We start from the raw sequence: 23968 nt of genomic DNA on the forward strand, positions 1-23968 counted from the left end.
TTGCCCACCGCAACGACAACCGGCACGACCACCGGGCTGCGCTCCCGCAGCGTGGCCCGGCGGCCGGCCTGGATCCTGCTCCGCCGGGCCCGGAACGGCATCCCGGCAGTGCTGTTCGCGCTGCCGGTGCTCCTGATCTTTCTGGTCTTCTCCTGGGGCCCGATCGTCCGCGGGCTGGTGATGAGCCTGCAGCAGACCAACCTGATCGACCCGGTCAAGTGGGTCGGTCTGGAGAACTTCCGGTATGTCCTGACCGATCCCGCGGTCGGTCAGGCGACCGTGAACACGGTCTGGTTCACCCTGCTGGCGCTGCTGTTCGGCTTCCCGCTGCCGATCCTGCTGGCGATGTTCCTGTCCGAGCTGCGCGGCCGGTCCTGGGCCTACACGACGCTCGCCTACCTGCCGGTGATCACTCCGCCGGTGGTGGCGATCCTGTTGTGGCGGTTCTTCTACGACCCGTCCTCGAACGGGATGTTCAACAGCATCCTCGGGGTGTTCGGGCTCGGACCGTACCTCTGGCTCGACAGTCCGTCGTCGGCGATGCCGTCGATCGTGCTGGAGGCGACATGGGCCGGTGCGGGCAACGCAGTGATCATCTACCTGGCTGCACTGACCTCGGTCCGGGCCGATCTCTACGAGGCGGCCGAGTTGGACGGTGCCGGCGTGTTCCGGCGGGTGTGGCACGTAATGCTGCCGCACCTGCGCGGCGTACTGCTCCTGATGCTGCTCTTGCAGGTCATCGGCACCATGCAGCTGTTCACCGAGCCCCTGTTGTTCACCGGGGGAGGGCCACAGGGCGCGACCATGACGATCCTGCTGCTGATCTACAACTACGCCTTCGTCAACGGTGACTACGGCGCCGCCACGGCGTTGAGTGTGCTCCTGGCGGTGGCACTCGGTGTGATGTCGGCGGTCTTCCAGTTCGCGACGCGTGGTTGGAGCTCCGAGTGAGTGACGAACGCGGTGCGCTGTCGAACGCCGACCGCAAAGAGACTCGCATCCGGGTGCCGTTCGTCATCGGTCAGGTCGTGGTGTTCGCCGGACTCCTGGTGGCCGGCCTCGGACCGTTCCTGTGGTTGCTCAAGGCAGCGATCTCGCCGACCCAGGACAGCATCCGGCACCCGCTCGCGTTGTTCCCGTCCGGTGAGGTGCAGTGGCAGAACCTCGCAACCGCTTGGCAGCAAGGCCATATCGGCTACTACCTCGGCAACACCGCCATCATCGCGGCGGGTACGGCGCTGGCGTCGCTGATCATCTGTACGACGGCCGGCTACGTGCTCAGCGTGCTCCGGCCGCGCTGGGGAACGTTGTTGTCGGCGGCGATCCTGGTCACGCTGTTCGTGCCGCACATCGTCTCTCTGGTCCCGCTGTACCTGACCGTGCTGAAGCTGCCGTTGGTGCACACCAACCTGACCAACACGTTCTGGGCGGTCTGGCTGCCGCCCGCGGCCAGTGCGTTCAACGTGCTGATCGTGAAGCGCTTCTTCGACGGCATCCCGCGCGAGTACTTCGAGGCGGCCCGGATCGACGGGGCCGGGTCGCTGCGGGTCTTCACCTCGCTCGTGCTCCCGCTGTCGCGTCCGATCCTCGGTGTGGTCGTGCTGCTCAGCATCATCTCTTCCTGGAAGGACTATTTGTGGCCTCTGCTGGTGCTGACCAATCCGGATCTGCAGCCGGTCTCGGTGGCGTTGCCGAAGATCGCCAAGGTGACGGAACTCAACATCCAGTTGGCGGGCCTGTTCCTGGCCCTGCTGATCCCGGTGGCCTTGTTCCTGGTCTTCCAGCGGGCGTTTCTGCGTGGCGTCGGCCTGTCCGGAGGGATCAAGGCGTGAGGCGAGTCCTGGTCACCGGCGCGGACGGATCGATCGGCAGGGCCGCGGTGGCCGGTCTCCGCGAGGCTGGGTACGACGTCACCGGCCTCTCACTGCGCTACGACCAGGCGAGTCCGGCGGACCGCCCGCTGGTCGGCGACGCCCGATCATCGGCCGATGTCGCGGCCGCGCTCGACGAGGTGGACGCCGTACTGCATCTGGCCGCGATCCCGCATCCGAGCCTGGGGACGCCGGAGGAGGTCTTCGAGAACAATGTGGCGGCGACGTTCAACGTACTCGCGCAGTCCGGGCAGCGGGGGATCCGCCGGGCCGTGATCGCGAGCAGTATCAACGCGTTCGGCGTACCGATGAACGTGAACCCGGTGGTGCCGGCGTACTACCCGATCGACGAGGACGTGCACGCCGACATCTCCGACGCGTACTCGCTGTCGAAGAGCGTCGACGAGCAGAGTGCCCGGATGGCCTGGCGGCGGTGGGGGACCAACGTGATCGCGCTGCGCTTTCCGCTGGTGAAGACGCGCGAGCAGTTGTTCAAGTTCGCGGCCGACGCGGAACGCGATCCGTCCACGATGGCGCGTGAGGGCTGGGCCTACCTCGACCTGCGGGACGGCGTCCGGGCGATCATCGCGGCGCTCGAGTCACCGGCGACCGGCGCCCACGTGGTCGGCCTGGCCGCCGACGACATCCTGATCGACCGGCCGACGAATGAGCTACTGCGCGAGTACGCCCCCACAGTCCCGGTACGCCGTCCCGTCCCCGGACGAACCGCCCTGGTCGACACGTCCCGAGCCAGAGACCTCCTCGGCTTCACCCCGCACTACTCCATCCACGAGGACGGTCAGACGGTTTCGGCGATGACCAGCTGAGGGGCGACGTACTGGATGCCGGGCTGGGGGTCGGGTTCGAGGAGGCGGGCGGCGACCAGGCGGCCGATCTCCTCGAGTCCGACGTCGATCGTGGTCAGGTGGCGGCGGACGCGCTGATCGTGCATCAGGCGTTCCCAGTTGTCGACGCCGATCAGGCCCACGTCGCCGGGCACCTGCCGGCCGCTCGCGCGGATGACGCGCTCCGCACCGCGGGCGATCGCGTCACTGCCACAGAAGATCGCGTCGACGTCGGGCACCTCGGCCAGCACCTCGCCGGCGGCCTCCTCGCCCCAGTCCTCCCGCCAGCGGCCGAAGCGCACCGGCGTGGCCCACTCGAGTCCGGCGTCGGCGAGGACCTCACCGGCGCCCGCCGCCCGGCGCTGCGCGGCGTTGTCGCCTGGTTCCGCGGTGATGTGGGCAATCCGGCGACGGCCGGTCGACAGCAGGTGGGTCGCGGCCAGCCGGCCGATCGCGATGTCGTCCGAGGTGATGGTGACGTCGTCCGGGTCCTCCGTGAAGGTGAACGCGTAGATCACCGGGACCTCGAACCGGCTGGTGAGTGACGGGGTCGGGAACGACGTACCCGTACCGATCACGATCACGCCGTCGATCCGGCGGGCCCGCAGTTGCAGGATGCTCTCGGTGACGTCCTGCTCGTCCATCCGGGCGTCGTACAGCAGGATCGCCTGTTCCTTGGCGCCGAGCTCGGTGGCGGCGGTGGCCAGGACGACCCGGGTGAACGGGTTCGAGGCGCGGTGCGTCAGGACGCCGATCGTCTGGCTCCGGCCGCGGGCGAAGGACCGGGCCAGCGCGTTGTGCCGGAACCCGAGCCGGTCCGCGGTGACGCGGACGTGCTGGCGGGTCGCCTCCGAGATCCGGTCGGTGCCGTTCAGGGCCTTGGAGGCCGTCGACAGCGACACTCCCGCCGCGGCGGCGACGTCCGAGAGAGTGATCAGCTGGTCGGCCATTCCCTCATCCTAGTCAGCTTCGAGCCGTTGACAGCGGGCCCGCCGGGTATCAAGGTGTGATTTGCGAAACCGCTTTCGCATACCTGGGAGGAGAACTCCATGACCCGTCGCCGCTCCGGCGCAGTCGGTCTTCTCACGGCCGGCTTGTTGCTGGCCGCCGTAGTACAGATCCCCACCGCCCTGCCGGCCGCCGCTGCGGCCCCGGCGCTGACCATCGTGCCGACCACGGTCGGCAACGCGTTCACCGTCGGTCAGCAGGTCAAGCTCGGCTTCACCACTGACGCCGCAACGGTCGGCTGGACCGTGCGGGACGCGACCGGTACCGAGGTCGCCAAGGGCTCGGCCTCGGCCGCGTCGCTGAACGGCCAACTCGCTCTCTCGATCGGTACGCCGGGCTGGTACCAGGTCGACCTCACTGCGACAGCCTCCGACGGTTGGGTGACCAACGGCGGCACGGACTTCTCCGTACTCACGCCGCACGACTTCTCCACCTCGACCGACACCCGGATCGGTGTCGCCACCGGTCTGGGCTTCAGTAGGGGCGCCAACCCGGGCCTCGACTCCGTGCCATTGCTGGCGATGGGTGGCATCTCGACCGCGCGGGACGAGGCGTTCTGGGCCAGCGCTGAGACCACGAAGGGGGTGATCCAGTTCCCGCAGAAGGTCAAGGACTACAAGGCCGCGCTGGACGCGAACAACGTCGACTTCCTGAACATCCTCGACTACGGAAACACGCTCTACTACCCGGATGAGGCGCCGTCGACCGACGAGCAGCGACAGGCCTTCACCCGGTACGCCGTGGCCGCGGTCGACGAGTTCGGTACGGCGCACACGACGTACGAGCTGTGGAACGAGTGGAACTGGCGTGACCTGGACGGCGCTGCTGGTGGTACCGCCGACAACTACGTCGCACTGCTGAAGATGGTCAGCCCGGCGATCCGGGCGACGCACCCGGACGTCAAGCTCACCGGTCCGTCGCTGGCAGTCATCTCGGACTGGCAGGCCTGGTTCACCCGGTTCGCGGACCTGGGTGGCCTGGACTACGTCGACGCGGTCACCATCCACCCGTACGTGCAGCCGAACGACCCGGAGGCGTCGGTCGCGTACGTCAACACGATCCGCGGCATCATGGCCGCGCACGGCTCGACCAAGCCGATCTACATCTCCGAGCAGGGCTGGGCGACCGGAACGAACCCCAGTGCGGTCAGCGAGCCGGTCCAGGCGCGTGACCTGGTCCGCGGTGAGCTGCTTGCCTTCGGCAACGGTGTTGCTCGCTACAGCGGTTACAACTTCATGGACTCGGGCACCGACCCGGCCAACATCGAGCACCGCTTCGGACTGGTCCGCAACCGCCAGGACACCCGCGGTGCCCTGGTACCGAAGCCGTCGTACACCGCCACCGCCGTACTGGCCCGGCAGATCGACGAGCTGCCGCTGATCGGTCAGACCAAGTTCGGCACCAACGGCTACGACGTCGCCTTCAACGCCGGCAGCGGGCAGAGTGTGCACGCCGTCTGGTCCACCACACCCGGACTGGTGAACGCCGCGGCGCCGCCAGGCTCGACCGTTCAGGTGACGAGCATGTACGGCGCTGTGACCAACCTGACGGCGGATGCGGGCGGCCATGTGTGGGTGACTGCAGGACCCGAGCCGGTGTACCTGCGCGGCGCCATCAGCGGCGTGGCCCCTTCGAACCGCTTTGCCCTGTCGGTCACTCCTGAAATCGCCGGTGACCCGGTCAGCGGCAGCCTGACCTTCACGAACCCTGACTCGACCGCACACGCTTTCACTGTCGACGCGGGCGGAAGCCAGACGAGTGGCAACGTCCCTGCGGCTGGTACGGCGTCCGCACCGGTCACCTACCCGGCTCAGAACTCGACCGGAGCCCGCACGTACACCGCCAAGGTCACCGTGGACGGTGTTCCGGCCGCACTCCTGAGCACCAGCGGTACGGCGACCCCACCGTTGACTGTCACCGGGTCACACGTGCTGAGCACCAGCGGACAGGACCTGCTGCGGCTCCGCGTCACCAACGCGTCGTCCCACTCGTACACGGTCGCCGGACTCGACTGGGCGTCCGGTCCCGGATCGGGAACGCTCCTAGGTGGCACCACGATCGCAGCGCACGGTACGGCGTCGGCCGACGTACCGCTCACAGTCACGGCGGCGTCGGACTGGGCAGCCAGCCTGCGGATCTCGGGCGTCGGCTTCTTCAAGGCATCCGGCAAGCTCAAGCCCGTCGGTACGCCGACAGTCGCGACCGAGCACACCGTTGCACTCGACGGAGTGATCGATCCGGAGCTGAGTCAGGTCACGCCGATCGCCTTGGAAGGCACGGGCACACCACCGGTGACTGGATGGGGCGGACCGAGCGACCTGTCCGGATCACTGTGGCTCACCCACGACGATCAGAACCTCTACCTGTCGGCGAAGGTGACCGACGACGTGTTCTCGCAGCCCAACCGCAACGGCAACATCTGGGGTGGGGACGGTCTGCAGATCGGCATGACAGCCGGTGCGCCGGGGGAAGCGACCAGGACCCAGGAGATCGGTGCCGCCCTGACAGACGCAGGCACAGTGGACACATGGCGGTGGACTCCGGTGGAGCTCGCCGGTACGCCGCCGGGCGTCCAGGCCAAGGTTGTGCGTGATGCAGAGGCCCACACCACGACGTACGAGGTCGCCATTCCCTTCAGCACGCTGGAGTTCGCGCCGGCCGACCGGTTGCTGTCCACGACGGTGGTGGTCAACGAGAACGACGGCACGGGCCGCCGTGGCTGGTTGACGTGGGGGACTGGCGTCGCGGAGGCGAAGAACCCGGCCGGCTTCAACGCGATCCGGCTGGACGCCACACCAGCGGCACCGGCGAGCGCGACGGACGCGATCTTCGGCATCACCACGACGGTACGGCCGCAGTGCTGGAGTGGCTCGGCAGTGCTTCCGGTGTACGCGTACAACGCAGGCTCAGCGCCGATGGACGTCCGCTTCACCACTCCGCTCGGTGAGCAGAAGATCTCGTCGGTCGCGGCCGGCAAGGGCGCCTACCACGCGTTCCCGGCCGGCGGCACGTCGCTGGCCGCGGGATCGCTCACCACAGCGGCGTACCGCTGGAACAACGGATCACCGCAGTACACCCGCCTGACCCTCAACTACCCGGCTATCAACTGTGCAGGGTGAGTAACTCGGCGTAGGTGCCCCGGAAGCTGCCCCCGGGGTACCTACGCCGGTCTGGTCCGCCCCGCCTAGGATCGAGGCGGGAGTTCCGGACCGGAGGAGTGCGAGTTGAGTCACACCGTGGTGGCCGAGCTGGTGGCCAATGTGCTGAAGGTCACCGCCCGGGCCGGCGACACGGTGGAGCCGGACGACACCCTGGTCATCCTGGAGTCCATGAAGATGGAGATCCCGGTGCTGGCCGAGGTCTCCGGCACCATCGTCGAGCTGCGGGTCGTCGAGGGCGAAGTGGTCCGCGACGGCGACCCGATCGCTGTCATAGAAGAGAAGTGATCAAACCGAAATGGCCGCCCACGCGTCTTTACCGGTGAGGGCACCCGCCGGGAACTTCCGGCTGGAGCGCCGCGTTGAGCCGTCGTACGAAGAACTCAGGGTTTTCCCCGGGTCTTCCCGACGTGCGCAGAGGACGGTGACCGCGGCACCATGGCCTTCACGCTTATTGCCGAGAGGACCCAGGGAGGCGTTGCGGTGAAGCCGGCCGACACCTCAGTGGTGCCCGCGCTGCAGCCCGTTCCGGACGCGCTGCCGTCGTGGGACGAGATCGTCCGCACCCACTCCGCCCGGGTCTACCGGCTCGCGTACCGGCTGACCGGGAACAAGCACGACGCCGAGGACCTGACCCAGGAGGTCTTCGTCCGGGTCTTCCGCTCGCTGTCGTCGTACACGCCGGGCACTTTCGAGGGCTGGCTGTACCGGATCACCACGAACCTGTTCCTGGATGGCGCCCGCCGCAAGCAGCGGATCCGCTTCGACGGCCTGCCGGAGGACGCGCACGACCGGCTGCCGGCCAAGGGTGAGGGCCCGGCCGAGAAGCTGGACTCCGACCTGTTCGACCACGACGTGCAGGACGCGCTCGACGCGCTGCCGGAGGACTTCCGCGCCGCGGTCGTGCTCTGCGACATCGAGGGCATGACGTACGACGAGATCGCGGACGTCCTGGACGTGAAGCTCGGCACGGTCCGCAGCCGGATCCACCGCGGCCGGTCGATGCTGCGCAAGCACCTGGAGCACCGGGCCCCGCGGTCCGGTCAGACCCGGGTCGGCGGCCCGCCCGCCGAAAGGCACGTGGACGCTGGAGGTGAGCACCGGTGAGCCTTCAGCACCCGATGGACAAGCTCAGTGCCGTCGTCGACGGCGCGCTCGACCACGATTCCCGGGACAAGGTGCTGAGCCACCTGGTCGGCTGCGACACCTGTCGCGCCGAGGTGGACGCACAGCGCCGGCTCAAGGCCCGGATGGCGGCGCTGGAGCAGCCTGAGCCTTCCACTGACCTGATGCAGCGCCTGATGGGCGTCTCGTCGTTCTCCCCAGAGCCGCGTGAGGAGGTTCGTCCGGTGCTCACGCCGGCCGTCACCCTCTTCCCGCAGCGGTCCGCGTTCCCGGCCGGGCGTACAGGTGGCACCCGGCCGGGCGCACCGCGCACCACGCGGTCCCGGCGGCGCACCGGCGTGCTTGGTGCGGCCGGTTCGGCCGCCGCGGTCGCCTCACTGCTCGGTACGGCGTTCGTCGTCGGAGATCCGGCCCGATCCGAGCAGCCGCCCGCACTGCAGCCGCCGGTGGCGAGCTTCTCCTCCGACCACGCGAGTACGACGGGCGGAGCGCCGTTCGCCGACCCGGTCGCGCTACTGAACTCCTACAACGGGACCGGGTATGCAGGGCTGAACCCGACGCTGCAGCCGGTGGCCCTGACAGGACGCTGAGCTGTGAGCCTCTCCCGGCTCGCCGTACTGGTCAGCACCGCTCTGATCGGCTTCGGCCTGCCCATGCCCGCCTCCGCCGCGCCGGCCGCCACGCGTGCGGACTCGCCGCTGGCGATCAGCTGGCTGAAGCGCGCCGCCGCGGCGCCGAACCAGGTCTCGTACCACGGCACGCAGATCATCACCGCCTGGGGACCGCAGGGCGCGAGCTCGGCCATGCTCGACATCGTGCACGCGGCGTCACAAGGTTCCGAGATCAGTGTGGTCGGCTCGTCACCCGCACCGGGCGCCAAGGCCTTCGTGCAGCGCGCGACGACCACGGGGGCGGCGATCGACGGCGGACCGCTGGCTTTGCTGCAGGCGACGTACCAGTTGGTCTACAAGTGCTGCACGGACACCATCGGGCGGAGCGCCGTACTGGTGGAGGCATTGCGGGCCGACCAGACGCTGGCGGCACGGTTCTGGATCGACAAGGCGACCGGACTGCTTCTGCAGCGGCAGTTGTTCAGCGTGGACGGCAAGACCATGGTCCGGGCGACCGTGTTCACCGAGCTGGAGATCGAGGACACGGAGTTCATCAGCCACCTGCCTCCGATGGTGCCGAACGGGGTGGAAGCGCTCGGTCTGGGCAAGGTCGACAACCTGCGGTCCGAGGGCTGGGTCTGCGCGCCGGAGCTGCCCGCATCGCTGCAGCTGTACGACGTTCACAAGGACACGAGTAACGGGTCCCTGCAGTTCTCGTACTCCGACGGATTGTTCAACGTGTCACTCTTCGAGCAGCGCGGAGCACTGGACCCGGCGGCCGTGGCCGGCTTCAGCAGCACCGGGAACCCGGGTGTCTACCTCCGCTACGGAATGCCGTCGTACGTCGTCTGGTCGTCCGGAGGGATCGTCTACACCTTGATCGGGGACCTGCCGCCGGACACGCTCGGGCAGGTCGTCCAGGCGTTCCCGCACGACGTTCCGGTCAAGCTCTCCGCGATCCAGCGGATGGGGACCGGGCTGGCGAAAATCGCGACCTGGCTCACTCCGATGGGTGCGCTTTCGCCGAAACTGGGATAATCGAATCTGGAAGTGCCTCTCGTCACCCGAGCAGGACCTCCCGACCGACGACCACGACGACGTGAGGCGGGGACCGTGAGCAGCGACGACGCCGAGCCGACAGTTCCGAATCCGACTTCGGAACCCACTGCAGCGCTTCCGACCGCCGACGGTCCCCCCGCGGCGCCCAACGGCTCCGCACCCGTGACCAACGGCTCCGCACCGGTGACCTCGCTGGCGCCGCCGGCATCGGGCGCGGGGAGCGCCCCGCTGCGGACGCCGGGCAGTGACGCGCCGTACCGGCAGACGAACGGACGGTCCGTGACGCAGCGGAGCTTCGGCAAGCCGCAGCCGCAGGAGCCGACCTTCCGGCCGGTGTATCAGGGACAGGCGTGGCCGACGCAGCAACCGGCGTACCGGCCGGCGTACACACCGCCTCCGCCGCTCGACTGGCACCAGCAGCAGGCCCGTGCGTACACCCCGGCCCCGGCACCGAAGGCCAACCGGGTCGTCGTCATCGCCGCCGTCGTCGCGCTGGTGATCGGCGTGATCGCCGGTGCCGGTGCGGCCGCGACGGTCGTCGCGCTGGACCACAACAGCACCCCGGTCGCCGACCAGCCCAACGTGCCGGTGGGGACCGGCGCCAACCCGAAGATCCGGAGCGGATCCGTCTCCGCTGTCGCCGCCACCCTGCTGCCCAGCGTCGTCCAGCTGAAGGTCGAGGGGGCGGACAACTCCGACGCCACCGGATCCGGGTTCGTGATCGACAACGCCGGGCACATCCTGACCAACAACCACGTCGTCGCCGGCGCGGCCAAGGGCGGCTCGATCCAGGTCCTCACCGAGAAGGGCAAGACCTCGACCGCACGGCTGGTCGGCCGGTCCCCGGCGTACGACCTGGCCGTCGTGCAGGTGGTCGGGCTGGACGCGCCGTCGGTGCAGTTCGGCCGGTCGGACCTGGCGGTCGTCGGGCAGGACGTGGTCGCGATCGGCTCGCCGCTCGGGCTGGCGGGCACGGTGACGTCGGGGATCATCTCGGCCAAGAACCGTCCGGTGACCACGGGCGAGAGTGCGGACCAGACGTCGTACATCAACGCCCTGCAGACCGACGCGGCGATCAACCCGGGCAACTCCGGTGGCCCGCTGGTCGACATGAACGCGCGGGTGATCGGGGTGAACTCGGCGATCGCCACCGTCCGCGGGGCCGAGGAGGGTCAGAGCGGGAACATCGGCCTCGGGTTCGCGATCCCGATCGACCAGGCCCGGCGTACGGCGCAGCAGCTGATCGCCAACGGAGTGGCGTCGTACCCGGTGATCGGGGCAAGCGTGGACATGCAGTTCGAGGGCGGTGCGCGGGTGAGCGCGGTCAATGCCGGCTCTCCGGCCGCGCGGGCCGGGATGCGGGTCGGTGACGTGATCACGTCGATCAACAACCAGGCGGTGGATTCCGCGGAGGCGCTGATCGTCGCGATCCGGACCCATCAGCCGGGGGAGAGCGTGCGGCTGACGTTCGAGCGCAGCGGCAAGCCCCGGGAGGCCACGGTCACGCTGGCGCAGCAGATCGGCTGAGCCCTTCGCTGGTGTCCGGAATCGGCTGACCCGGCAGGCGGCGTGACCACAGTCGGGATACCCTGGTCGGCGTCGGGGCTGACGTACAGAGAGGTGGGGACATGTTCGGCATCGGGCCGCTCGAGCTGGTCGTGATCGCGATCGTCGCCGTGCTCGTCTTCGGCCCGGATCGGCTGCCGGAGTTCGCGCGTACGGCGGGCAAGCTGCTGCGCCAGGTCCGCCAGATGGTCAGCAACGCGCAGAACGATCTGCGCAATGAGCTCGGTCCCGAGTTCGCCGACCTCGACCTGCAGGACCTGAACCCGAAGAACTTCGTCCGCAAGCACCTGCTCGAGGGCTCCGACGACTACGACGACGACAAGCCCGTCGCCGACTTGAGCGACTCCCCGCAACGCCTCCCGGCCGGCCAGAAGCCGCCGTACGACCCCGAGTCGACCTAGTCCAGAGGCGCCCAGATCGGTCGGAGTGCGGCCAGACCGTCTTCGACGTACGTCGCGATCGGCTGGGTGCCGCCGTCGAGGTACCACTGCTCCAACGCGGCGAAGTAGCCGAAGACAAGCGCGTTGGCGGCGACGCGGGACTGGATCTCGGTCAGGCTGCCGGAGCGCGCCATCAGCGGGGTGATGCGCCGGCCCGCGCGGTCGAGCGTGGCGCAGAAGGCCATCCGGACGGACGGCTCCTGGAAGAAGTACCGCACCCGGCGCCAAGGGCTCGGCTCGGCTTGCGGGTCTGGTGAGGCGGCCTCGTAGTTCTGCACGATCCGGATCAGGCTGCCGACAGGATCGTTCAGGTCGAGGATCTCCGCCAGGGCCTCCTCGCTCATCGTGTCGAACTCGTCGGCGACCAGGATGCCCTCCTTGGTGCCGAAATAGCGGTAGACCGACGAGGGCGACACCTCGGCCGCGGCGGCGATCTCCTCGATCGTCACCGCCGCGAAACCGCGCTGGTCGAACAGATCCAGCGCGCACTCCTGGATGGTGCGCCGCGCCTTCACGCGCCGGCGTTCCCGCAGACCAGTAGCCATACCGGGCACCTTAAGAGACAGTGACACGCTTCAGCAAGTCACTATCTAAAGCTGTTGACTGTCACTCGGACACTTTCGTACAGTCACTCGCATGAGACAGTCACTATCTGAAAATCCGGCAGGCCGGCGCACGGCGTGGCTCGCAGTCGGACTCTCGGTCGTGCTCGCCGTGGTCGCAGTCGTCGACCAGGCCGGCGGCCGGACGCTGGCAGACCACGCCACCACCGCCTACGCGCAGCACGGCAAGCACGCGTCCGAAGGGGCGCTCTACGGCCTCCTGTACGGCGTCGCCGTACTCGATGCCCTGCTCTGGCTCCTGGTGGCGGGCCTCGCCCGTTCACGTCGCCTGATCGCCGCTGGCCTCGGCGTCCTCGCCGTCCTGCTCACGGCGACTCTCGGCGTACTCCTGCTGGTCTCCTCCGAGTACGGCGTGCACCCGTTCACACCGCTCTGGGGCGTCCTCGCTCTGCTCCCTGCTGTGGCCGGCGCGGTCGCGGTGGCCCAGCTGTTCCGTCAGCGGTCTGTGGCCAAGAGGTCGTAGGTGACCTTGCCGTCGAGGTGGGTCGAGAGGGGGAAGGCTTCGCGTTCGGTGCCGGTCAGCTGGAAGCCGGCCTTCTCCGCGGTTCGGCGGGCCGCTGTGTTGGAGGCCGCCGTACGGATGAAGAGCCTGCGGCCGCCGAACCCGCCGTCGTTCTCCGGGGCGAAGTACCACTCGGCAACCCGCTCGATCGCCTCGGTCATCACGCCGCGGCCCTGCGTGTCGGGATGCAACCAGTAGCCGAGCTCGCCGTCACGCACAGAGTCGTAGTGGATCCCGAACAGGGTGAGGTTGCCCAGCCCTTGGTCGGTCTCGGCGTCCGCCACGCACCAGTTGAACCTTCGGCCGGTGGCGGCCTGTTCGGCCATGTCCTGCAGCCAGAACCGCGCGTCCTCGGCGGTGAACGGCTGCGGGATGAACGGCAGGAAGTGCGCGGTCGCCTGGTTGGTCCGAGCCGTCGTGATCCGCGCGACCTCGTCCTCCCGCCAGGTGCGCAACGTCAGCCGCGGCGTCTCCAGCACCGGATGCTCGAACCACGGCCTCCTCGGCTCCCGCGCATCCTGCGGCCCGATCCAGGCCGTCCAGGCATCCACTCGCTCGCCGCCTTCCTCTGCCAACGCGGGAATGGTCTCGCCGAACCGGAAGCCGGTCGCCCACGCCACCCGGCGCGACGGCCAGTTGCCGACCCGCGCCCACCAGTGGATGACATGAAACCCGCAGGTGGTGAACCCGAACTCCAGCAGCAGCCGCACCGACCGGCTCACCACCCCAGCACCCTGAGCCCAGCGCGACAGGCTGTAGTGCACCCGCGCGTTGCCGTCGGTGTCGGGCTCCAGCGCGACGGATCCGGCGTACCGGCCGTCGTACTCGATGATGAACAGGAGCCGCTCGTGCTTCGCCCAGGCCTCGGTGATGCCGTAGGTGATCCACCGCCGGGCGTCCTCGGCGCCGAAGCGGCGTCCGGGCTGTTCGGCCTGGCGGTCGATCTGGCCTTGGATGTCGTCAGGGCGCGGCGCTCGGAGCGTCACGACGCCGTCGGTCAGGACCGGGTGCTCTGCGGGAGTCGGCACCCGGCCTAGTCAACAACCACCGAGGGTCTTGGCGGAACCGCGGGTACGGCTCCGCGGATGCGGCGAGGGTCAGCGGCCGGCGGGGGAGAGGCCCAGTTGGCGACCCAGGAGGCCACGGGGGCGGCCGCCGAGTTTGGCGGCGATCTGGTCGAGGACCTGCGCGGCCGGGGTGTCCGGGTCGGTGGTGACCAGCGGGTTGCCGAGGTCGCCACCACTGCGCAGTCGCTCATCGAGGGGGATCTCACCCAGCAGCGGGATCTTGTACCCGAGGCGCGCCGACAGGGTCTCCGCGACTCGCGTCCCACCGCCCGTGCCGAAGATCTCGATCCGGTGCTCGGGACCGCAGTGCGGACACGGCAGGAACGACATGTTCTCGACCACGCCCGCGACCCGCTGGTGCACCATCTGCGCCATCGTGCCGGCCCGCTCGGCCACCTCGGCGGCGGCCTCCTGCGGCGTCGTCACCACGATCACCTCGGCGCTGGTCAGCCGCTGGCCGACCGAGATCGCGATGTCACCGGTTCCGGGCGGGAGGTCGAGGAGCAGTACGTCGAGGTCGCCCCAGTACACGTCCGCCAGCATCTGGACGAGCGCGCGGTCCAGGATCGGGCCGCGCCACGCGACCACCTGGTCCCGCTTCGGCTTCAGCATGCCGATCGAGATCACCTTCACGCCGTGCGCGGGCACCGGCATGATCATGTCGTCCACCGCGGTCGGCCGCTCGTCCGCGACCCCGAACATGGCCGGCACCGAGTGCCCGTAGATGTCCGCGTCCAGGACGCCGACCGACAACCCCTGCTTGGCCATCGCGACCGCGAGGTTCACGGTGACCGACGACTTGCCGACGCCGCCTTTGCCGGACGCGATCGCGAACACCTTGGTCAGCGAGTCCGGCCGGGAGAACGGGATCTCCTTCTCCGCGACGCCGCCGCGGAGTTGGGTCTGCAGGGCCGCCCGCTGCTCGGCCGACATCACGCCCAGGTCGATCTCGACCCCGGTGACGCCGTCGAGTTTGCTGACCGCGGCCGTGGTGTCGCGCCGGAGCGTGTCCTTCATCGGACAGCCCGCGACGGTCAGCAGGATCCGGACGGCGACGACGCCGTCGTCGCGCACAACGACGGACTCGACCATGCCGAGGTCCGTGATCGGCTTTTTGATCTCCGGATCCAGCACACCACCGAGCGCCGTGGTCACCTGATCAGCAGTGGGAGCCATACCCCAAGGCTACGTGCTCCAACACCCCCACCCGACCCCGGTCCATGTGACATACCCCCAACAACCCACCCCACGCGGTCACAGGACGGCGCGCGGGACGGTACGGCGCGGTGGGGTTAGAGGCCGGGGGCGCCGTAGACGGGGAACCAGCGGGAGAGGTCTTGTTCCATGCGGAGGTCGGTGCCGATGATCGAGCGGAGTTGGAGTTCGGTGGCGTTGTCGCGGCGGTCGGCGCCGGTGGGGACGAACGGGTACCAGGAGCCGCGTTTGTAGAGGTAGACCAGGCCCATCGACTTCGAGGCGTTGGTGAAGGCGATCAGGGTGCACAGCAGGGCTGAGCCGAAGCCGGCGTCGACCAGGGAGGTGTTGACGGCGTGGAGGTCGGTGACGAGGCCCTCGAGGTCGTCGGGCGAGGTCTCGCGGACCAGCCAGGTGAAGCCGTAGGAGTCCGTGTGGGTGGTGAACTTGCCGTTGTCGAGGGCGAGCAGCTTGTCGACCTCCTCGCGCAGCGTCGAGAAACCACCACCTTCGGCCGCCTTGAAGCAGACCGAACCACTGCCGGTCGGGCGGTAGCCGGCCGCGGTCTCCAGGGTGATCGCGGCCGACGGAAGCGAGAACAGCTGATCGAGGTTCGGCGGGACGGCTTTGCTCCGGCCGAGCAAGATGTCGAGAAGGCCCATAGGTCTAAGCTTGCTCGCCCAGTTCGCGGGACAGGACACCGAGGCGGTCGAGTCGCTTCTCCAGCGGCGGGTGGGTGGAGAACAGCGACGACAGGCTCGCACCCTTGCCGGAGATCGCGGGCGCGAAGAAGAACGCGTTGAACGCCTCCGCCTGCCGCAGGTCGCGTGACGGTATCCGCGCGATGTCCCCGCTGATCTTCGTCAGCGCCGACGCCAGTGCGGACGGTCTCCCGGTCAGCATCGCCCCGGCCCGGTCCGCCGCTAGCTCGCGGTAGCGCGAGAGCGCCCGGGTCAGCACGAACGAGATCGCGTACACGGCGATGGACACCGCGATGATCGTGAGCACGATGACCGCGGTGTTCTGGTCACGGTTCCGCCCCAGGCCGCCGTACAGGCCGAAGCGGGTGATCAGGCCGGCCAGGACGCCGAGGAACGACGCGATCGTCATCACGGCCACGTCCCGGTGCGCGACGTGCGAGAGCTCGTGCGACAGCACACCCTCGAGCTCGTCCGCGTCCAGCCGGCGCATGATCCCGGTCGTCACACAGACGACCGCGTTGTTCGGGTTCCGGCCGGTGGCGAAAGCGTTCGGCAGGTCGACGTCCGCGATGGCGACCCGCGGCTTCGGCATGTCGGCCAGTGCGCACAGCCGGTCGATCGCGCCGTGCAGCTGCGGAGCCTCCTCCGGCGTGACGATCCTTCCGCGCATCGCGTACAGCGCGATCCGGTCGGAGAACCAGTACTGCACGAACAACGCGCCACCCGCGATGATGATCGCCAGTACGGCGCTGCTGGTCAGCGCGATCAGCAGTGCCACGAAACCGACGTACAGCAGACCGAGCAGGAAGCTCGTGAGCACCATCCGCCTGGACAGCCCCCGGTCCGGCGCGAATCGAGTCTTCATTCAACGTCCTCTCTCACCTGACAACGAGCGTAGCTCGGCTCCGAAGAGCTCAAACGCGGTCGTCCTCGCGGCTCTTCAGGTCGAGATCGGCGAGCAACGAGCGGAGCTCGGAGCGGAGGAAATCACGGGTCGCGACCTCGCCGACGGCCATCCGCAGCGACGCCATCTCCCGGGCCAGGAACTCCATGTCGGCGCGCGTCCGCGAGTCGACGTCGCGGTCGCGTTCGTACTGAACCCGGTCGCGGGCCTCCTGCCGGTTCTGCGCGAGCAGGATGAGCGGAGCGGCGTACGACGCCTGCAGACTGAGCGCCAGGGTCAGGAAGATGAACGGGTACTGGTCGAAGCGCACGCTCGCCGGCGCGAAGATGTTCCAGCCGACCCAGAACAGGATCGTCGCGGTCATGTAGACCAGGAACTGCCCGGTGCCGAGGAAACGGGCGATCCGCTCCGACAGCCGCCCGAACGCGTCGGCGTCGTACGTCGGCCGCGGTACGAACGTACGTCGCCAGTCCCGCGGCACATCGAGTCGCGCGGTACTGCGGAGGCGGCGGTCGTCGGTGCTGCGGTCGTCACGAGGCATCGTGGTCCACCTCCTGGGCATCGCTGGGCTGATCCGGTTCACGCCAGTCGTCGGGCAGCAAGTGGTCGAGGACGTCGTCGACCGTGACCGCACCGAGCAGCCGGCCCTCGTCGTCGAGCACTGGTGCCGCGACCAGGTTGTAGGTGGCCAGGTACTTGCTGACCGCGGTCAGGCTGTCGTCCGGCCGCAGTCCGTCCAGATCGGTGTCCAAGGCGGCGGACACCAGCTCGGACGGTGGTTCGCGCAGTAGTCGCTGGATGTGGCCGACTCCGATGAACCGTCCGGTCGGAGTCTCCAGCGGTGGCCGGCAGACGTAGATCATGGCGGCCAGGGCCGGGCTCAGCTCCGCGTTCCGCACGTGGGCGAGTGCATCCGCCACGGTCGCGTCGGCCGGCAGGATGACCGGCTCCGACGTCATCAGTCCGCCGGCAGTGCGTTCCTCGTACGTGAGCAACCGCCGTACGTCTTCCGCCTCGTCCGGCTCCATCAGCGTCAGCAGGCGCTCCGCGGTGTCCGTCGGCAACTCGGCGATCAGGTCGGCCGCGTCGTCCGGTGACATCTCCTCGAGCACGTCCGCGGCCCGCTCGGTGTCCAGACCGGCCAGGATCTCCACCTGGTCGTCCTCGGGCAGCTCCTCCAGCACATCGGCCAGTCGCTCGTCGTTCAGGGCTGCCGCAATCTCCTTGCGCCGCTTGGGAGACAACTCGTGCAGTACGCCGGCCAGGTCCGCGGCCTTCATCGACTCGAACGCGGCCAGGATGTGCGTCGCGCCCTGCCCCTCCTCGACCTGGGCGAAGCCACTGACGTCGGCCCAGTCGAGCACATGCGACTGTCCGCGCCGACGGAACCGTTTGGTGGGCTCTCGCACCGCCACCTTCGACAGCACCCAGTCCCGCGTCCGCCGCTGCTCCATAGCCATGTCGAACACGACTGCGGTCGCCTCGGTCTCGCGAATGGTGACAGTGCGGTCCAGCATCTCGCCAAGCACCAGTACTTCGGTCTGTCGCTGCTCGAACCGCCGCATATTGACCAGACCGGTGGTCACGACGTGCCCGACGTCGACGGACGTCACCCGGGTCATCGGCACGAAGATCCGGCGCCGGGTGAACACCTCCACCACCAGACCGAGCACTCGAGGCGGCTGGGTGCCTTGCCGCATCATCGCCACGACATCGCGCACCTTGCCGACCTGATCCCCATTCGGGTCGTACACCGGGAGACCGGCCAGCCGGGCGACATAGACGCGCGACGGTGAGCCACTCATGTTCGAAGGCTAACCCGCCACGTTCCCCAGGCCTCGGCACCGCGTCGGAACCGTAGACTTCCGGCCAGGCGAGTTCGGCACCTTCGAGACTGGGGCGGGCGCATGCTGGGGTCTGGTGGGCTCGGGGCGGAGAACGAGGCGACGTACCTGGCGCTGGTCCGGGACGGCGCCGCCACGGTCGAGGAACTGGCCGGGCGGGTCGGGCGGCCGGTGGACGAGGTGCGCCGAGCGGTCGACCAGCTACAGATCGAGGGGTTCGTGCACCGTACGCCGCCGCCCCGCGAGCTGGTCGTGCCGGTGCCGCCGGATCTCGCCGTCGAGCAGATGATCGAGCGGCACGAGCAGGAGCTGCAGCGCACCCGGGAGGCGGCGTACCGGCTGACGGCCGCGGCGTTCAACCAGGCCGGCGACCGACGGACCGAGGAGCTGATCGAGATCGTCACCGGGCAGACCGCGGTCGGTCTGGCGTTCGACCGGGTGCAGCGGACGGCTCGCAAGGACATGCGGGAGCTGGTCGCCCCGCCGTACGCCGCATCCGCCGAGGTGAATCGGACCCAGCTCGCCCGGCAGGCCGACGGCGTCGTGTACCGGGTCGTCTACGACAGTTCGGCGCTGGCCGACGCGGTGCTCTCGGCCAGCGCGGTCAGCCATGTCCGGGCCGGCGAGCAGGCGCGGATCGCGGACGATCTGCCGACCAAACTGGCCGTGGCGGACCGGGAGCTCGCGCTGCTTCCGCTGGACTGGGCGACGCCGGCCCACGACGCGGCGCTGCTGGTGCATCCGTGCAGCCTGCTGGACGCGCTGGTCGCACTGTTCGAGACCGTCTGGAGCAGGGCGAGTCCGCTGTCGGTGACCGAGTCGGACGGACTGTCCGCCGAGGCCACGATGTCCGCGGAGGACAGGCACCTGTTGTCCCTCCTGGTCGCCGGACTCACCGACGACGCGGCCGGTGCGCGACTGGGGGTCAGCAGGCGAACGGTGGCCCGCCGGGTCCAGGTGCTGATGGAGCAGACCAACTCGAGGTCCCGGCTGCAGCTCGGCTGGCACGCCCGCGAGCGCGGCTGGCTCTGAACCTGGCCGGATTGGCCGTGTCAGCTTTGCGCCAGCGCAATCGATGGCCTCGGGTGACCAGGCGCACATGTAATGCGGGAGATCTGTGAGTTCGCCCCGCATCCCCTGGAGCTCCTTTGTCCCTGTCATCGTCCCGCACGCGCGGGTTGATCGCGGCCGTACTGGCGCTCGCGGCCGTCGTACCCGTCGCGCCCGGCGCGGCCGCCGCCGTACCGTCCACAGGCCACCAGGCCGCTGTTCCTTCCGGCCCGTCGCGAACGGTCACCCTGATCACGGGGGACAAGGTCACGGTGACCGCCACCGCCGACGGCCGGACCACGGCGACCGTGCGGAAGCCCAACGGCACTCCGGCCGGCGCACACATCATGGCCGTGGGCAACGACACTTACGTCTATCCCGACGCGGCCCTGCCGTACCTGGCCTCCGGCGTACTCGACCAGCGGCTCTTCAATGTCACCGAACTGATCGCGGACGGGTACGACGACGCACACAGCGACCAGCTCCCGCTGATCGTCTCGTACACCGACGCCGCCGCCCAGGCCCGCAAACAAGCCGTACCGGCCGGAGCACGCCGTACCCGGGAGCTCACCAGCATCCAGGGCGCGGCGCTGACGGCTGACCACTCCGCCGCCTTCTGGGCTTCTCTCACGGGCAGTCCGGCCGCTCGCAGTACCAGTGCGGCCGGTGCACTCCCAGGCGGGATTGCCAAGGTCTGGCTGGACGGCAAGGCGAAAGCGACGCTGTCCGACACGACCGCGCAGATCGGTGCGCCGCAGGTGTGGCAGACCGGCGACACCGGGCAGGGCGTCGACGTCGCCGTGCTGGACACCGGCATCGACGCCGCTCACCCGGACTTCGAGGGCCGGATCGCCGCGGCGACCAGCTTCGTGCCCGGTGCGGACGTCACCGATCGGAACGGCCACGGGACGCACGTCGCCTCGACTGTCGCCGGCACCGGCGCCGCGTCCGGCGGCAAGGAGAAGGGGGTTGCTCCCGGCGCCGCCCTGCACATCGGCAAGGTGCTGGCCGACGACGGCAGCGGCCAGGACTCCTGGATCCTGGCCGGGATGGAGTGGGCCGCGCGTGATCAGCACGCGAAGGTGATCAGCATGAGCCTCGGCTCCGGGCCGACCGACGGCACCGATCCGATGAGCCAGGCCGTCAACGAGCTCAGCGCGGAGACCGGCGCCTTGTTCGTGATCGCGGCGGGCAATTCCGGACCGGATCCCTTCAGCGTCAGCGCACCCGGTGCGGCGGACGCGGCGCTGACCGTTGGCGCGGTGGACGCTGCCGACCGGCTGGCTTCGTTCTCCAGTCGCGGTCCACGGATGGGTGACAGTGCCGTCAAGCCCGATCTGACCGCTCCTGGGGTCGACGTGCTCGCGGCCCGGTCGCAGTACGCCCAGGAAGGGGAGGGTCAGTACCTGACCATGAGTGGGACATCGATGGCGACACCGCATGTGGCTGGTGCCGCCGCACTGCTCGCCGCCATGCATCCGGAGTGGAACGGCGCGCAACTCAAGGACGCGCTGGTGAGCACCACCAAAACCACTGTCCAGTACAGCCCGTTCTCAGGCGGCAGCGGCCGGCTCGATGTGGCTGCCGCGGTGAACAGCACTCTGTTCGCCACCGGTACGGCGTTCGCGGCCGTCAAGTGGCCGTATCCGTCGAGCGGACTGGTGCAGAAGGACGTCACGTACACCAACACCTCCGCTGACCCCCTCACACTGGACCTCGCCGTCCGGTCCCAGGGGATTCCAGCGGGTCTGCTCACCCTGACCGCACCGCAGGTGACCGTGCCCGCCCACGGCTCCGTGACGGTCGGCGTACTGAGTCACTTGGAGCTCGCCGCCGACGACGCGGGCTACAGCTCGGTCCTCACCGCCACCGACAGCAGCGGTGTGCTTCGGGCGCACACGTCCCTCGGCGTCAGCAAGCAGAGCCAGCGGGTCAAACTGTCACTCCGCGCCAAGGACCGGAACGGCTCGGCGTTGCCGGGCATCGTCGTACTGAAGGACATCCGGCGGGACACCGTCCCCCAGGTGTACGCCGTTGACGAGAGCGGCAGCCTGGACGCGAACGTGCGTCCGAGCACTTACGCCGCGTGGATGTACGCCGATGTCGCGGGACTCGACGGACCGCACTCGCTCGGCCGTGCTGTGCTCAGTGCACCTGAAGTCGTCGTGGACAGCGACCGGACGTTGACGTTCGACGCATCCACACTGCGCAAGGTCAGTGCGATCACCCCGCAGCCCAGTGTCAACAGCTACCTGCGCGTGGACCAGTACCGCAGCTATGGAACCCTCCACCGCTTTGTCGACACCTACCAGCTCGAGTGGTGGCTCTACGACAGCCTGTGGGCCACTCCGACCAGCAAGGTGACGCAGGGCTCGTACACGTTCGCGACCCGATGGCGTCAGGTCCAGCCCGCGCTGACGGCGGGTTCGTACGACACAATGGTGCAGAGCTTCTCGCCCAAGCTGCCGGAGGGGACGACGACGTATCCCGTGGTCTTCGCTGAGGACCTCACGAAGATCGTTGCCCGCGGCAAGATTGTTGTCACCCGTCGCAACGACACGGTGACCCCGTCGGATCAGGCCGCCGCGGCGGCGAAGGCCGGCGCCAAGCTGTTGCTGCTCGTGAACGACGGCTACGGACCGCTGGACGCGTGGGCCGATCTTCCGCAGGAGGACGCGGCTCCCTTGCCGGTGGCGTCGCTGAGCACTGACGAGGGCCAGCGGCTCATCGCCCAGCTCGTGCGTGGCGCCAAGACGCTCAAGCTGGTGTCGCATCCCTATCCGCAGTACTTGTACGACCTCGTCCAGCACCATGACGGTGCGATCCCGCGCGATCCGTCGTACCGGCCCGGAGCCGGCGAGCTGGCGAGGATCCACGAGTCGTTCCGCAACACGTCGCCGGGTGAGGCGATCGACGTCCGCTACGACCTGTCGACCGACTTCACCTGGGCCGTCGGCGCCGCGGCGACCCCGGTCCGTGCGCAGGGCGATCACACCGTCTGGGTCACTGCTGGGTCGAAGGTCAAGTGGCTCAGCCAGGCCGCTGTGCCGGATCTGAACGAGATCGGGTCATCGCTGTCCTATCCGGCCCTCAGCACGACTCGCGAAACCTGGTTCGCCGGGATCCAGCGGCCGAGGTTGCTCAGCGACAGCGCGGTGTCCACGCCGCCGTCGCGGGTCGGCGACATCATCAGCGTCTTCGGGATGCCCGGCTGGGCTGACTCCGGCCGGCACCAGGGCATCGTGTACGGCGGTGTCACGCTGAACACCTCGCTGTTCCAGGGCGACACCCTCGTCGGCGAGGGCAGCGACTTCGTCTCGGCCGACGTCGCGCCGGAGCGGCTTCCGTATCGACTGGTCGTGGACACCACGCGCGAGTTGCCGGACCGGCCGTACTCACCGCGCACCCACACCGAGTGGGGCTTCAGCTCCGACCAAGCCGACGTCACCGCGCTGGAGACGCTTCCGCTGATCCAGTTGGACTATGCCGTCGCCACGGACCTGTCCGGCCTCGCGCACCGGCGTACGGAGTTGTCGGTGAGCCCGTCGCACCTGCCGGGGGCGGCAGGGGTGGGAAAGATCGCAGATGTGAAGCTCGAGCTGTCCTACGACGACGGTGCGAGCTGGCACACGGCTCGGCTTAAGCGCCAGGGAGCGAGTTGGACGGCGCAGGTGGACGCACCGTCCAAGGCCGGCTTCGTGAGCGTGCGGGCGACCGCCCGCGACTCCGCGGGCAACAGCATCACGCAGACAGTGGATCGAGCGTTCGGGGTCCGCTAGCTCGTTCGGGACGCCGCCGCGTCAACTCAGCTTGGGGCGGCGGCGGATCGGGCGGTGCAGGGTGGTCGGTGCCTTGCCCCGGGTGGTCGCCTTGGTCCCCACGGGCGCCTCGGCTCGCGGAGTGTCGTCGTACCGCCCGGCGGCCTCGTTGATCTCGCCAGTGGGCTCCAGCACGAGCAGGTCGGCCTCGGTCTTCCACCGCTCGAGCTGCGTGTCCAGTCCAGCCGCGTTGAGCCGCTCGGTCCGCAGCACTTGAGCCGCAGCCGTCCACTGCTCGCTGTCCGGCTCCAGCCGCCGTACTGTCGCCGTCCAGCTCGCCAGCCGGTTGGTGGCCGGCTTGGCCGGTACGACGACCTCCGCCGACCCGGCCGCGGCCAGTCCGGGCAGTGGCTGCTCCGCTCCGTCGGCCGCATCCGCGAGTACGACGTACTGCCCCTCGACCGTGGCGAACCAAGCGGGAGCCGGCCGGCCGCCGTTCCATGACAGCCAGACCAGGCCGGCCTTCTTCATCACCGCCGCGATCTCGGTCACAGCCTGGTCGGTATCCACCGCCCAAGAGTGTCACAGTGAGCGATGTCACCGGGCAGGACGCGAGCGTTTCGCCGTACGCTGCCGGTGACC

Annotated in this window: 22 protein-coding genes; 13 read left to right on the plus strand and 9 right to left on the minus strand. The window is 69.1% G+C overall.

The genetic code is table 11. From position 1 onward, the window contains the following. The 3 genes from ACZ3HV_RS13890 to ACZ3HV_RS13900 are packed head-to-tail and all read left to right on the plus strand — an operon-like array spanning position 1 to position 2698. Positions 1–951: a carbohydrate ABC transporter permease gene (locus tag ACZ3HV_RS13890; RefSeq protein WP_360372677.1), complete on the plus strand. Its 951-nt coding sequence runs from the start codon at positions 1–3 to the stop codon at positions 949–951. Beyond that, positions 948–1832: a carbohydrate ABC transporter permease gene (locus ACZ3HV_RS13895; RefSeq protein ID WP_465684173.1), complete on the plus strand. Its 885-nt coding sequence runs from the start codon at positions 948–950 to the stop codon at positions 1830–1832. Before ACZ3HV_RS13890 ends, ACZ3HV_RS13895 begins: the two co-directional genes overlap by 4 nt. Further along, complete coding sequence (locus ACZ3HV_RS13900; protein WP_465684175.1) at positions 1829–2698, plus strand: NAD-dependent epimerase/dehydratase family protein; 870 nt, start codon at positions 1829–1831, stop codon at positions 2696–2698. Before ACZ3HV_RS13895 ends, ACZ3HV_RS13900 begins: the two co-directional genes overlap by 4 nt. On the opposite strand, the gene ACZ3HV_RS13905 is transcribed toward ACZ3HV_RS13900, so the two are convergent. Then, on the minus strand, positions 2671–3666 hold the full coding sequence (locus tag ACZ3HV_RS13905) for a LacI family DNA-binding transcriptional regulator (protein WP_465684177.1): 996 nt from the start codon (positions 3664–3666) through the stop codon (positions 2671–2673). The genes ACZ3HV_RS13900 and ACZ3HV_RS13905 overlap by 28 nt on opposite strands. 99 nt (positions 3667–3765) lie before the next feature. Here ACZ3HV_RS13905 and ACZ3HV_RS13910 point away from each other — a divergent pair, with 99 nt between their 5' ends. From ACZ3HV_RS13910 to ACZ3HV_RS13940, 7 genes are all read left to right on the plus strand, one after another. Beyond that, positions 3766–6843: a sugar-binding protein gene (locus ACZ3HV_RS13910; RefSeq protein ID WP_465684179.1), complete on the plus strand. Its 3078-nt coding sequence runs from the start codon at positions 3766–3768 to the stop codon at positions 6841–6843. Positions 6844–6948: 105 nt separating this feature from the next. Continuing rightward, on the plus strand, positions 6949–7170 hold the full coding sequence (locus ACZ3HV_RS13915) for a biotin/lipoyl-binding carrier protein (RefSeq protein WP_360372662.1): 222 nt from the start codon (positions 6949–6951) through the stop codon (positions 7168–7170). A gap of 150 nt (positions 7171–7320) precedes the next feature. After that, positions 7321–7989 carry an RNA polymerase sigma factor SigE gene (gene sigE / locus ACZ3HV_RS13920; protein WP_465684182.1) on the plus strand — a complete coding sequence of 223 codons (669 nt, stop codon included), beginning with the start codon at positions 7321–7323 and terminating at the stop codon, positions 7987–7989. Next, on the plus strand, positions 7986–8597 hold the full coding sequence (locus ACZ3HV_RS13925; RefSeq protein ID WP_465684184.1) for an anti-sigma factor family protein: 612 nt from the start codon (positions 7986–7988) through the stop codon (positions 8595–8597). Before sigE ends, ACZ3HV_RS13925 begins: the two co-directional genes overlap by 4 nt. 3 nt (positions 8598–8600) lie before the next feature. Further along, positions 8601–9656 (plus strand): sigma-E factor regulatory protein RseB domain-containing protein, encoded by a 1056-nt coding sequence (locus tag ACZ3HV_RS13930; protein WP_465684186.1) that lies wholly within the window; start codon positions 8601–8603, stop codon positions 9654–9656. Between the two features lie 75 nt (positions 9657–9731). Continuing rightward, positions 9732–11204 carry a S1C family serine protease gene (locus tag ACZ3HV_RS13935; protein ID WP_465684188.1) on the plus strand — a complete coding sequence of 491 codons (1473 nt, stop codon included), beginning with the start codon at positions 9732–9734 and terminating at the stop codon, positions 11202–11204. 101 nt (positions 11205–11305) lie between these two features. Continuing rightward, the gene (locus tag ACZ3HV_RS13940) at positions 11306–11644 is read left to right on the plus strand and encodes a sec-independent translocase (protein WP_465684190.1); all 339 of its coding nucleotides are present in this window, start codon (positions 11306–11308) and stop codon (positions 11642–11644) included. Here ACZ3HV_RS13940 and ACZ3HV_RS13945 read toward each other — a convergent pair. Beyond that, positions 11641–12228, minus strand: a complete 588-nt coding sequence (locus tag ACZ3HV_RS13945; RefSeq protein WP_465684192.1) for a TetR/AcrR family transcriptional regulator — start codon at positions 12226–12228, stop codon at positions 11641–11643. The two genes, ACZ3HV_RS13940 and ACZ3HV_RS13945, sit on opposite strands and share 4 nt — an antisense overlap. A 91-nt stretch (positions 12229–12319) precedes the next feature. On the opposite strand from ACZ3HV_RS13945, the gene ACZ3HV_RS13950 reads away from it, so the two are divergent. Continuing rightward, positions 12320–12769, plus strand: coding sequence for a hypothetical protein (locus ACZ3HV_RS13950; RefSeq protein ID WP_465684194.1), 450 nt, complete (start codon positions 12320–12322; stop codon positions 12767–12769). Here ACZ3HV_RS13950 and ACZ3HV_RS13955 read toward each other — a convergent pair. The 6 genes from ACZ3HV_RS13955 to ACZ3HV_RS13980 form a co-directional block, all read right to left on the minus strand. Further along, complete coding sequence (locus tag ACZ3HV_RS13955; protein WP_465684196.1) at positions 12742–13836, minus strand: GNAT family N-acetyltransferase; 1095 nt, start codon at positions 13834–13836, stop codon at positions 12742–12744. The genes ACZ3HV_RS13950 and ACZ3HV_RS13955 overlap by 28 nt on opposite strands. A 69-nt stretch (positions 13837–13905) precedes the next feature. Continuing rightward, the gene (locus ACZ3HV_RS13960; RefSeq protein ID WP_465684198.1) at positions 13906–15051 is read right to left on the minus strand and encodes an Mrp/NBP35 family ATP-binding protein; all 1146 of its coding nucleotides are present in this window, start codon (positions 15049–15051) and stop codon (positions 13906–13908) included. A 116-nt stretch (positions 15052–15167) separates the two neighbouring features. Continuing rightward, positions 15168–15731: a PspA-associated protein PspAB gene (pspAB, locus tag ACZ3HV_RS13965; protein WP_465684200.1), complete on the minus strand. Its 564-nt coding sequence runs from the start codon at positions 15729–15731 to the stop codon at positions 15168–15170. Between the two features lie 4 nt (positions 15732–15735). Continuing rightward, positions 15736–16635: a zinc metalloprotease HtpX gene (gene htpX / locus ACZ3HV_RS13970; RefSeq protein WP_465684202.1), complete on the minus strand. Its 900-nt coding sequence runs from the start codon at positions 16633–16635 to the stop codon at positions 15736–15738. Positions 16636–16684: 49 nt separating this feature from the next. Next, positions 16685–17215 carry a DUF1003 domain-containing protein gene (locus ACZ3HV_RS13975; protein WP_465684204.1) on the minus strand — a complete coding sequence of 177 codons (531 nt, stop codon included), beginning with the start codon at positions 17213–17215 and terminating at the stop codon, positions 16685–16687. Then, complete coding sequence (locus ACZ3HV_RS13980; RefSeq protein ID WP_360372624.1) at positions 17205–18479, minus strand: magnesium transporter MgtE N-terminal domain-containing protein; 1275 nt, start codon at positions 18477–18479, stop codon at positions 17205–17207. The genes ACZ3HV_RS13975 and ACZ3HV_RS13980 overlap by 11 nt, the downstream gene beginning before the upstream one ends. A 102-nt stretch (positions 18480–18581) precedes the next feature. Between ACZ3HV_RS13980 and ACZ3HV_RS13985 the strand changes: the two genes are divergently transcribed. Together ACZ3HV_RS13985 and ACZ3HV_RS13990 are read left to right on the plus strand one after the other, a co-directional pair. Then, the gene (locus ACZ3HV_RS13985; protein ID WP_465684207.1) at positions 18582–19550 is read left to right on the plus strand and encodes a helix-turn-helix domain-containing protein; all 969 of its coding nucleotides are present in this window, start codon (positions 18582–18584) and stop codon (positions 19548–19550) included. Positions 19551–19666: 116 nt separating this feature from the next. Beyond that, positions 19667–23347 carry a S8 family serine peptidase gene (locus ACZ3HV_RS13990; protein ID WP_465684209.1) on the plus strand — a complete coding sequence of 1227 codons (3681 nt, stop codon included), beginning with the start codon at positions 19667–19669 and terminating at the stop codon, positions 23345–23347. 21 nt (positions 23348–23368) lie between these two features. Here the strand turns inward: ACZ3HV_RS13990 and ACZ3HV_RS13995 are convergent, their stop codons facing one another. Then, positions 23369–23896: a hypothetical protein gene (locus ACZ3HV_RS13995; RefSeq protein WP_465684211.1), complete on the minus strand. Its 528-nt coding sequence runs from the start codon at positions 23894–23896 to the stop codon at positions 23369–23371. Between the last annotated feature and the right edge of the window lie 72 nt (positions 23897–23968).

The organism is Kribbella sp. NPDC020701, assembly GCF_055562215.1.

Excerpts from the sequence above, each read along its gene's own strand:
- htpX (WP_465684202.1), bottom strand. The coding sequence starts at position 16,635 with ATGAAGACTCGATTCGCGCCGGACCGGGGGCTGTCCAGGCGGATGGTG.
- ACZ3HV_RS13960 (WP_465684198.1), bottom strand. The coding sequence starts at position 15,051 with ATGGCTCCCACTGCTGATCAGGTGACCACGGCGCTCGGTGGTGTGCTG.
- sigE (WP_465684182.1), top strand. The coding sequence starts at position 7,321 with ATGGCCTTCACGCTTATTGCCGAGAGGACCCAGGGAGGCGTTGCGGTG.
- ACZ3HV_RS13940 (WP_465684190.1), top strand. The coding sequence starts at position 11,306 with ATGTTCGGCATCGGGCCGCTCGAGCTGGTCGTGATCGCGATCGTCGCC.
- ACZ3HV_RS13985 (WP_465684207.1), top strand. The coding sequence starts at position 18,582 with ATGCTGGGGTCTGGTGGGCTCGGGGCGGAGAACGAGGCGACGTACCTG.
- ACZ3HV_RS13910 (WP_465684179.1), top strand. The coding sequence starts at position 3,766 with ATGACCCGTCGCCGCTCCGGCGCAGTCGGTCTTCTCACGGCCGGCTTG.
- ACZ3HV_RS13975 (WP_465684204.1), bottom strand. The coding sequence starts at position 17,215 with ATGCCTCGTGACGACCGCAGCACCGACGACCGCCGCCTCCGCAGTACC.
- ACZ3HV_RS13945 (WP_465684192.1), bottom strand. The coding sequence starts at position 12,228 with ATGGCTACTGGTCTGCGGGAACGCCGGCGCGTGAAGGCGCGGCGCACC.
- ACZ3HV_RS13905 (WP_465684177.1), bottom strand. The coding sequence starts at position 3,666 with ATGGCCGACCAGCTGATCACTCTCTCGGACGTCGCCGCCGCGGCGGGA.
- ACZ3HV_RS13980 (WP_360372624.1), bottom strand. The coding sequence starts at position 18,479 with ATGAGTGGCTCACCGTCGCGCGTCTATGTCGCCCGGCTGGCCGGTCTC.
- ACZ3HV_RS13950 (WP_465684194.1), top strand. The coding sequence starts at position 12,320 with ATGAGACAGTCACTATCTGAAAATCCGGCAGGCCGGCGCACGGCGTGG.
- pspAB (WP_465684200.1), bottom strand. The coding sequence starts at position 15,731 with ATGGGCCTTCTCGACATCTTGCTCGGCCGGAGCAAAGCCGTCCCGCCG.